At 55.2% G+C, this 6,663-nt stretch carries 9 protein-coding genes; 6 read left to right on the forward strand and 3 right to left on the reverse strand.

The features are described 5' to 3' along the window. Window positions 1-653: 653 nt before the first annotated feature. Window positions 654-1,271 (reverse strand): HAD family hydrolase, encoded by a 618-nt coding sequence (locus BHD08_RS22685; protein ID WP_125025212.1) that lies wholly within the window; start codon window positions 1,269-1,271, stop codon window positions 654-656. Between the two features lie 474 nt (window positions 1,272-1,745). Here BHD08_RS22685 and BHD08_RS23315 point away from each other — a divergent pair, with 474 nt between their 5' ends. Beyond that, entirely contained in the window at window positions 1,746-2,060 is a 315-nt protein-coding gene (locus BHD08_RS23315; RefSeq protein ID WP_232106519.1) for an HAD family hydrolase, read from the forward strand. A gap of 215 nt (window positions 2,061-2,275) precedes the next feature. Here BHD08_RS23315 and BHD08_RS22695 read toward each other — a convergent pair whose 3' ends face one another. Then, on the reverse strand, window positions 2,276-2,581 hold the full coding sequence (locus tag BHD08_RS22695; RefSeq protein ID WP_003279614.1) for a hypothetical protein: 306 nt from the start codon (window positions 2,579-2,581) through the stop codon (window positions 2,276-2,278). A 51-nt stretch (window positions 2,582-2,632) separates the two neighbouring features. Further along, window positions 2,633-3,526 (reverse strand): cation transporter, encoded by an 894-nt coding sequence (locus tag BHD08_RS22700; RefSeq protein ID WP_177412714.1) that lies wholly within the window; start codon window positions 3,524-3,526, stop codon window positions 2,633-2,635. A gap of 102 nt (window positions 3,527-3,628) precedes the next feature. On the opposite strand from BHD08_RS22700, the gene cadR reads away from it, so the two are divergent. The 5 genes from cadR to BHD08_RS22725 all read left to right on the forward strand — a co-directional run bounded on the left by cadR (window position 3,629) and on the right by BHD08_RS22725 (window position 6,541). Beyond that, window positions 3,629-4,036 (forward strand): Cd(II)/Pb(II)-responsive transcriptional regulator, encoded by a 408-nt coding sequence (cadR, locus tag BHD08_RS22705; protein ID WP_125025214.1) that lies wholly within the window; start codon window positions 3,629-3,631, stop codon window positions 4,034-4,036. 105 nt (window positions 4,037-4,141) lie between these two features. Beyond that, on the forward strand, window positions 4,142-4,489 hold the full coding sequence (locus BHD08_RS22710; RefSeq protein WP_003291514.1) for a DUF3703 domain-containing protein: 348 nt from the start codon (window positions 4,142-4,144) through the stop codon (window positions 4,487-4,489). Further along, on the forward strand, window positions 4,486-4,998 hold the full coding sequence (gene lspA / locus BHD08_RS22715) for a signal peptidase II (RefSeq protein ID WP_125025216.1): 513 nt from the start codon (window positions 4,486-4,488) through the stop codon (window positions 4,996-4,998). The genes BHD08_RS22710 and lspA overlap by 4 nt, the downstream gene beginning before the upstream one ends. Further along, complete coding sequence (locus BHD08_RS22720; protein ID WP_256678777.1) at window positions 4,995-5,747, forward strand: AraC family transcriptional regulator; 753 nt, start codon at window positions 4,995-4,997, stop codon at window positions 5,745-5,747. The genes lspA and BHD08_RS22720 overlap by 4 nt, the downstream gene beginning before the upstream one ends. A gap of 68 nt (window positions 5,748-5,815) precedes the next feature. After that, window positions 5,816-6,541: a sterol desaturase family protein gene (locus BHD08_RS22725; protein ID WP_125025218.1), complete on the forward strand. Its 726-nt coding sequence runs from the start codon at window positions 5,816-5,818 to the stop codon at window positions 6,539-6,541. The last annotated feature ends 122 nt before the right edge of the window (window positions 6,542-6,663 follow it).

Below are 6,663 nucleotides of genomic sequence, written 5' to 3' on the forward strand. Positions count from 1 at the left end.
CAGAACCAAGGCAGCAGCCTCGCGTTTGAACTCGGCGGAAAACGTACGTCGTTGCTTGCTCATCGAACACCTCTTGATGGCGAGGATTTTCGCCTAAATCGGTGTCCGGGATCAGTAGACCACTACAGCTTGCTCTGATACCCCCGTCAAACCTGCTCTTGATTGGCGCGAGTTTGTGTCAATCAATGGACTTGAGTTTGACGGTCAATTGCCAATTACCGAAATAGCCGCAAGAGGTAGGGGTGACGGGCGATTTGGCAGTGTCAATGTAGGGAACGTAAGGTGATACCAAGCCTTGTTTGGCGAGGAAACCCAGCCTTGCGTCGACAATTTCCCCAATAAGCCGTCTGGTGCAAGACGGGTTGGCCGGACGGTTACGATCAAGTGAGTTATAGGCGGTTATAACCAGATATAGCGGAAGCAGCTAAACCGCCAAAACTTGCTAGACATTGCGAAACCGCCGTCATGGTTTAGGTGCTTTCTCGGAAGGGCATTGCGGACAAATCTCCGGCTAGTGCTTAGCTAGAGAGGTACGGTGTTCGAGGACCCAGCCTAGCCAACGTCCTGATTCTGAACTGCTCGCTTCGCGTCTGGTGATAGCAGCCGATTGGGCACGCTAGCTCCGCTACCTGCGAATCTCTTAACTTTTAAATCTACGTTTCTAGTGTCAGCGCAGCTACCGCAAAGCTTTCAAGCTCGGTGTAATCGCCGCTGGTATTGGCTCTTTCGAGGAAGAATCCCCGGATGCCGGCTGCTTCAGGTCCGTCTCGATCGCATCGCATGGAGTCGCCAACCATCCATGTCGCGCCCGGCTCAGCACCTAGCTGGTTGCATGACCAACGATAAATTGCTGGATCCGGCTTCATTACGCCAAGATCGCAGCTGAACGCATAGGCATCCAAGTCGGGATAACAGCGTAAAACGGCTTCTCGGTATGGATACGCCAAGTTTGAGCAAACGCCAACGCGAACATCCATGCGCTGAAGCAGCTTAACAGCCGGAGGCCCATCGGGATAAGGCTCTATCCCAGCAATCTCCTGCACCAATACCCGCTCTAAAAACGCAAGCTCTTCTGGACTCGCTGGAATTTCGAGGTGCGCTGCGGCTTGAGTCAATGTCATCCGACTCTCCATCAGAACGCTCGCATCATCAGGCCTGGGCCGGCGCCCATTCGCTCTACCAATAGTCAACAATTGCCGGTAAGGATGTCTTCCATCCTGGATCCTCAGCAGGGTCCCGAATGCATCGAAGATAACTGCTTTGACAGGCATGATTTTTCCTTACGAAGAATATGCGGCGAGTGAGCGGTATCTTGAAGCGGTACCGGTGCAGCAGTGCCCTTTAGAAATACCTGCACCTCTCCAATCGAGACCTCACAGGTCTCTAGGCGCGCGGCCTCTAACGGTAGAGGTAACGGCATGATACAGTCAGTAGTTTTCGATGTGTTTGGCACGCTTCTTCAGTTAGGTGGGCGTCGCCATCCCTTCCGCCAACTGATGCAGCACCTGCGGCTGCACGGCAAAACACCAAGGCCGGATGACCCCGAACTCTGATGCCTCGAAATTTGGGCCTGGCTGGAGCCGCCGCTTATTTCAGCGCGCAGTTGAGCCGCTCTGAGTTGGCTAGCCTTGAAAGGACCTTTTCATCGAACTGGTACGTGTTCGCCTTTTCGACCCCCTGGAACGCTAACTCAGCTTAAGGAACCCGGCCTGAACTCGCGCTGTGTTCCAACCTGGCGGCGCCTTATGCGATCCCAGCCAAGCTACTGCTGCCCACGTTCGACGTGTACGAGCTTCGAGATCGAAGCGATAAAGCCGGAGCCTGCTATCTACCATCAAGTCGTAGAGCGGCTTGGCTGCGACGCTTCCGCTATCGCGATGATTGGGGATACGCTGGAGGCCGACGCCTTGGGGCCAATTTCCCAAAGCATGCAAGGCTATCATTTACAGCGGAACGGAATAACTGGGCAGCCTGGATTCGCCTCGCGAACTGATTTTGCTTCTTATGTCGTTCAGCACGCACCCATGCCTAGCTCTGATCTTGTGGCAGATCGGCGCTAGACTACTACGAATCGCTGGTAGCATTGGGTCTTTCACCACCCAGCCGAGTACCTGTGGAGCGTTGATCGTAGCGAAGCAAGCTGCCATCGCCAAAGCGAAAAACGACAGGCATCCATCTGACCGTTCGATGCTGCATAGCGGCCATTCTTAATGGCACAATGGCTTCGTTTCGGCGGGGCCTCACCCGTGGCCCATGCGGCGCCTTCTCATCTTTTTCAAGAATTTCTAAGCGTCCTCGTAGTGCAGCCGCTCGCCCATTCTAAGTCATACTGCACTTCAAGGTGAAAGGCCTCATACAGTCGCCAAGCCTTCTGGCTGGCTTGCTCCAAGGCTTTCTCCACCCCGGCTTTTGTACGGGTTCTATTCACATCAGGCTTGGGTGCGAATTGTTCACGAAGCGCCTCAAGCTCCAAATAAACAGCATAAGCTGCATCGCAACTTTGGGCTGCATGCCCTTCGGCAATTTTGCCGCTCAATCCAGCCATCAACTGTTCTATCTCAGTCGTATCAACGTCAGTCACAAGCTACGCGTCTCTGTTTGGGAAAATGGGAGTGGCTGTCGATCCGGCTGGTCAGGCTTTCAATGCCAGGATTCGACGCGCACCGTTCAGTACGATGAGGCCAACGACGGTACCAATCACCAAATCTGGATAGGGAGAACCTGTCCACGCCACCAGAGCTCCGGCGGCGATAACGCCAATATTCGCGATCACATCGTTGGCCGAAAAAATCCAACTCGCTTTCATGTGTGCACCGCCTTCGCGATGGCCATAGATCATCAACAGACAGCTGGCGTTCGCGACGAGTGCAAATAAGCCAATCCCCATCATCAGCATCGACTCAGGTTCGCTGCCATACATGAAGCGTCTAACCACCTCCACGAGTACCCCCAGAGCCAATACGATCTGGACGATACCCGCCAGGTGCGCAGCGCGAACCTGCAGCTGCGCAGCTCGACCGACCGCAAAGAGAGCCAGGCCATAGACGGCTGCATCAGCAAACATGTCCAGCGAGTCGGCGATCAGGCCCGTCGACTGAGCGATCAAGCCCGCGCCCAACTCGATGACAAACATCGCGGCATTGATACCGAGCAGGATTTTGAGCGTGCCGGCCTCCTTGGAAGCAGTCAGCTCTTCACTGGCGCTATTGGTCGAAGCTGCTTCCTGGCTGGCCGGTTGAGTGCCGAGAAGCGTTGCCCCTAAACCAAGCGACTCCAGCTTGGTCGCGATCTGGTCAACCGGACCGTCATGGAAAGCGCGTACCTGTCTGCTGCTCAGATCAAAGGACAACGAATTGAGCTCAGGCAAGCCATTGAGCGCGAGCCGCATCATTCGCTCTTCTGAAGGGCAATCCATCTTGGGCACAGAAAAACTGCTGACCCAAGTCCCTTCATTCGAAGGCGCGGTTGCCGCTTCAGTGGTTGCCGCCTCAGGGCCACAACCACAGGATTTATCACAAGAACTCATGATTCGCCTCTCCTTTTAGGACTTGATTCTATCGATTAAAAACCATGTAGCAGCTATAGGGTCAAGCGTGGATATACTGGCTTTTTTATCGAGGGGCAGACCATGCGCATCGGCCAACTTGCACAGCAGGCGGGAGTGGACATTCAGACGATTCGTTTTTACGAACGTCAGGGACTGCTTCCACCGCCTAAGCGCGAGGACAATGGCTATCGAACCTATAAAGCAGACCATGCGGACAAACTGCTGTTCATTCGTCGATGCCGCTCTTTTGGCATGTCACTGGAAGAAATTGGTGTTTTGCAGAGCTACCAAGAACAGCCGCAGCAACCCTGCGTTGCGGTCAATGAGCTCCTTGATAGACATATCTCCCAGGTCAGGAACCAGATTGCGTCCTTGCAGGTCTTGGAAAGCCAACTGGTGACGTTGCGGGGCTGCTGCGATAACGGACGACAAAGCCTGGACTGCGGGATACTTTCGGGCCTGCTGGGGGGCGACAAACCTCTTTTATGATTTCGGCTTCAAGTCATTTTTCGCGTCGCCTCAATCCATAGCGCTTGACCCTATAGCGGCTATAGGGTGTTCACTTAGGCCATCTGCTGCGTAAGTGAGATCCAGATGAATACCGCTCTCCGCATTGCCATCGATGAGGCCTTCTACCAAGCGAGGAAAGCACTCAAAGAACAGACGCCAACCGAGGCTTTCTCCTGGCTGGAGCGAGCCCACATATTGAACCAGCGAATGCCTATTCTTCATGCTCAGAGCCATTGGCTGATGCTAAGGGCTGGCTGGCAGTTGCGCGACTTTCGGGAGGTGCTCAGCCAAGTACCGCGAATCATAGCGGCCCTGCTGTTCTCGAAGATCTGGGTGCCGCTCGGAAACAGCGGACGCGCCAGGGTCAGTGCTTTTGCGCCGATGCCCATCTCACCGGAGCTGCAGAGACTTCTTCAAGGAGAAACGCGATGAGCTCGTCTCCTAGAAGGTTACTTTTTGTTGCTCCCTGGTTCTGGTGGATGCTATCGCTGACCATTGCCTCGGCCGACCAAGCGTTGAAGAGCGCAATCACGGGTTCGCTCCCGGTCGGCACCGTGACTCCTCTCACCCCGTTTTTCAATCTGGTTCATTTCTGGAATACCGGTGCAGCGTTCAGCTTCCTGGCTGACGCGGGCGGTTGGCAGCGTTACTTCTTCATCGTTATAGCTCTGGTCGTTTCGATGGTGCTGGCTCTGGTATTGCGTAAAACCAGAGCCAACAGCGAAGCCTTAGGCTATAGCCTTATCTTGGGCGGGGCAGTTGGGAATCTGATTGATCGCGCATTTCGAGGCCATGTAATCGACTACTTGGATTTTTACTGGCAGTCCTGGCATTGGCCTGCGTTTAACCTGGCTGATATCGGCATCGTCGGTGGTGCCGCCATGTTGATCCTGAGCAGTTTGCTGAGCCCAAATGCGGAAGCTGGCCGAGTCAAAGAATGAAAGGCTCGCCCTCAACGGATACGGTGCGCTGGACAGGCAAGGCCTGGGTAGGGCCCGGCATCGGCATCTTTCATGGCCGTGCCGGCCCCCAGGAGTGGCACCACCATCAGGCGCATCAGATTTCAGTGGGCCTCGACTCACCTGTATCGGTTGAAACCCCGTTGGGCATTCAAACAGGGGCAGCCATCTTCATAGCCGCGGGCCTGAAACACCGACTTAGTGCTGGACGAGTTCTGTCGATCTATCTGGATGCACTATCCGATGAAGCCCCAACTATGCGTATGCGGGGTACCGAAGAAGCGAGAGTGATTGTGATCGCCCCGACGGACGTATTGGCGATTATCGACGTGCTGCGCGAGACAGGACACACCGCACTCCAGGTTAGGGCGGGGGTGCGCCAGGCACTGCGGCTACCCGATCCACCGATTCCAGATCCTCGCTTGACAAAGGTGATTGAAGCGCTGCATAGAGGCCAAATGAGGCGCGAAGAAATGGCCGCGTTGGTGCATTTATCCCCTACACGGTTTTCCCATTGGTTCGTGGAACAGACAGGCTTGCCGCTGCGCAGCTATGCGAAATGGTTACGTCTCACACAAGCCCTACAGCACCTAGCCAAAGGGGGTCTACTCACTGAAGCGGCCCATGAGGCGGGCTTTTCTGACTCGGCACATTTCTCCCGGACATTCCGGGCACTGCTGGGCATCGATCCTTCCTCCGCCCTGGCTGAAGTCGATCTTCAGGGGTCGTAGCTCTTTCGTTCAAGCCGAAAGCGGACCTTCCCACATACAGTCATGGCTCCCTACTCAGGAGCTGAGCGATGTCTATTCCCTTGCGATTCGCCATACGGTGGCTGAGCTATCCACTTGTGTTTGGCGGCTGTGCCTCCTTCATGATTTGGGCGCTGTATGCAGGTATACCGTATTGGCCCACCACACCCATAGTCGCCGCGGCGGGGCTGCTACTCATTGCTGGCTTGGAGCGCATCCAGCCTTTTCGGCGAGCCTGGCTGGAAGATCATCAGGACACCCTGACGGATCTGCTGCACATGCTGGTGAACCTGTCTGTCATTCAATTTACTGCAGAATTTCTGGCTAAGTTAGGCGATGCGGTACCGGCTTCGGTTCGGCTCTTTCCGATCGAGAGCCCATTGTGGCTGCAATTGCTACTAGTCGCCGCCGTGCTCGACTTGAGCCTGTATGTGATGCACCGCATCAGCCACCGGGTGCATTGGCTGTGGCGCTTTCACATGATCCATCACAGCGCTGAGCGGCTCTACTGGATGAACGGAGAACGTCGACATCCTCTGCATGCGGCGTTGATGGCCGGGCCGGGGCTGGTGGTTTTGCTCATATCTGGAGCTCCGTCTGCCGTAGTCGCAACGTGGTTTGGGATCCTAACCGTCCATCTGGCCTTTCAGCATTCGAACCTGGACTACAGCGTGGGTTGGCTGCGGCATGTGCTAGGGGTTGCTGAGGTCCATCGTTGGCACCATAAGCGCGACTTCGAAGACGCTCAGGTCAACTTCGGTGAGTTTTCAATGTAGTGGTCAACCCATCCCGGACAGTGGGTTAAGTTTTTCTTCGGCCACCGCAGGCGGCAGCCCGTCGTTGAATTGATGCGGTCTGATCCAGTTGTAGCGATGCATCAGGTAATGGCTGATGTCTC

Origin of the sequence: Pseudomonas sp. SCT (assembly GCF_003864275.1) — a bacterium.
GTDB classification, from domain to species: domain Bacteria; phylum Pseudomonadota; class Gammaproteobacteria; order Pseudomonadales; family Pseudomonadaceae; genus Stutzerimonas; species Stutzerimonas stutzeri_AE.

Bases quoted from the DNA above. Each gene is read 5' to 3' on its own strand.
- BHD08_RS22720 (WP_256678777.1), top strand. From the start codon at position 4,995: ATGAAAGGCTCGCCCTCAACGGATACGGTGCGCTGGACAGGCAAGGCC.
- BHD08_RS22710 (WP_003291514.1), top strand. From the start codon at position 4,142: ATGAATACCGCTCTCCGCATTGCCATCGATGAGGCCTTCTACCAAGCG.
- BHD08_RS22685 (WP_125025212.1), bottom strand. From the start codon at position 1,271: ATGCCTGTCAAAGCAGTTATCTTCGATGCATTCGGGACCCTGCTGAGG.
- BHD08_RS22700 (WP_177412714.1), bottom strand. From the start codon at position 3,526: ATGAGTTCTTGTGATAAATCCTGTGGTTGTGGCCCTGAGGCGGCAACC.
- BHD08_RS22725 (WP_125025218.1), top strand. From the start codon at position 5,816: ATGTCTATTCCCTTGCGATTCGCCATACGGTGGCTGAGCTATCCACTT.
- BHD08_RS23315 (WP_232106519.1), top strand. From the start codon at position 1,746: ATGCGATCCCAGCCAAGCTACTGCTGCCCACGTTCGACGTGTACGAGC.
- lspA (WP_125025216.1), top strand. From the start codon at position 4,486: ATGAGCTCGTCTCCTAGAAGGTTACTTTTTGTTGCTCCCTGGTTCTGG.
- cadR (WP_125025214.1), top strand. From the start codon at position 3,629: ATGCGCATCGGCCAACTTGCACAGCAGGCGGGAGTGGACATTCAGACG.